The sequence below is a fragment of the Bradyrhizobium campsiandrae genome (assembly GCF_014529705.1).
Lineage (GTDB): Bacteria > Pseudomonadota > Alphaproteobacteria > Rhizobiales > Xanthobacteraceae > Bradyrhizobium > Bradyrhizobium campsiandrae.
Map to the genome: position 1 here is coordinate 1 of NZ_JAANIH010000161.1, position 1,027 is coordinate 1,027.

A 1,027-nucleotide genomic window follows, 5' to 3' on the forward strand; every position below is an offset into this window, starting at 1 on the left:
TGACAACCACGTTGCCTATTACGGCGCGACCGAGCCGACCGGCCACCCCGACGACAAGTGGGGTTGGGCAGTTCAGCTCGCTCTGTCGATCAAGAACATCCCGACCGGCGCGGGTGACACGATCAACGTGCAGGGCGTCTACACCGACGGTGCGACCCGCTACAACTTCCAGAACCTGTCGGGCAGCACCTATTCGCTGTTCGGTAGCTCGGGCGTCGCCTACCAGAGCGTCGGCTTCGCCAACGCTCCGGACACGGTGTTCGTCACCGGCTCCTCGCAGGAGACGGTCAAGACCTGGGGCTTCCGTGGCGCTTACACCCACAACTGGGATCCCTACTGGAACTCGTCGATCTACGGCGCTTACGCTCAGGCGCAGTTCGGTACCCTCGCCAAGACCACCATCTGCGGCGCCGGTGGTGCTGGCGGCGTGTTCGGCGGCCTGGCTGGCGTGACCAGCTGCAACCCGGACTTCGCGATCGGCCAGCTGGGTCTCGTCACCCGCTGGACCCCGGTCAAGAACCTGACGTTCACGGCCGACCTCAGCTGGACCCATCTCGACCAGAAGTATGCCGGCACGGTTGCCTACGCTGGTGCTGGCACGACGGCGAAGCCGGCTGCGACCTATGAGCTGAAGGACCAGGACTCGATCTCTCTGCTCCTCCGCGCTCAGCGCAACTGGTAAGATCAATCTCTTCGGAGATTTGAACGAACGCCCGGCGGGAAACCGCCGGGCGTTTTTTCGTGCCCGCCAGATCGGAGAGCTCGTCGCCCGACGGCGCCATCCGGGGCGCATCACCGCTCCTGTATCGCGCGGCCGTCAACCCCATCGATCAAAAATATTCCGCTTTACCGAAATTCGGAAATGGCGTATGTTTCGCCCATCCCGGCTTGGTCTTGAGGGGCGATCGTACGTCGTCACGTGTCGCGAGCCGGGTTTGCGGTGGACGCGGCAGCGTCGGCACGAGGGGTATGGGCAGGGCGGGTAGTCCCTGTGAGCCCGAAATCGCGTGCAGACGAACGGCGCTGT

2 protein-coding genes are annotated in these 1,027 nt (G+C 64.1%); one reads left to right on the forward strand and one right to left on the reverse strand.

Features of this window, described 5'->3' with window-relative positions; genetic code table 11:
* Positions 1-682 (forward strand): porin (locus G8O24_RS42485; RefSeq protein ID WP_188108411.1); only part of this gene is annotated, 682 nt, incomplete at its 5' end.
* 148 nt (positions 683-830) lie between these two features.
* Here the strand turns inward: G8O24_RS42485 and G8O24_RS44140 are convergent.
* Positions 831-1,027: hypothetical protein (locus G8O24_RS44140; RefSeq protein ID WP_210324918.1), on the reverse strand; the 197-nt coding region annotated here is incomplete at its 5' end.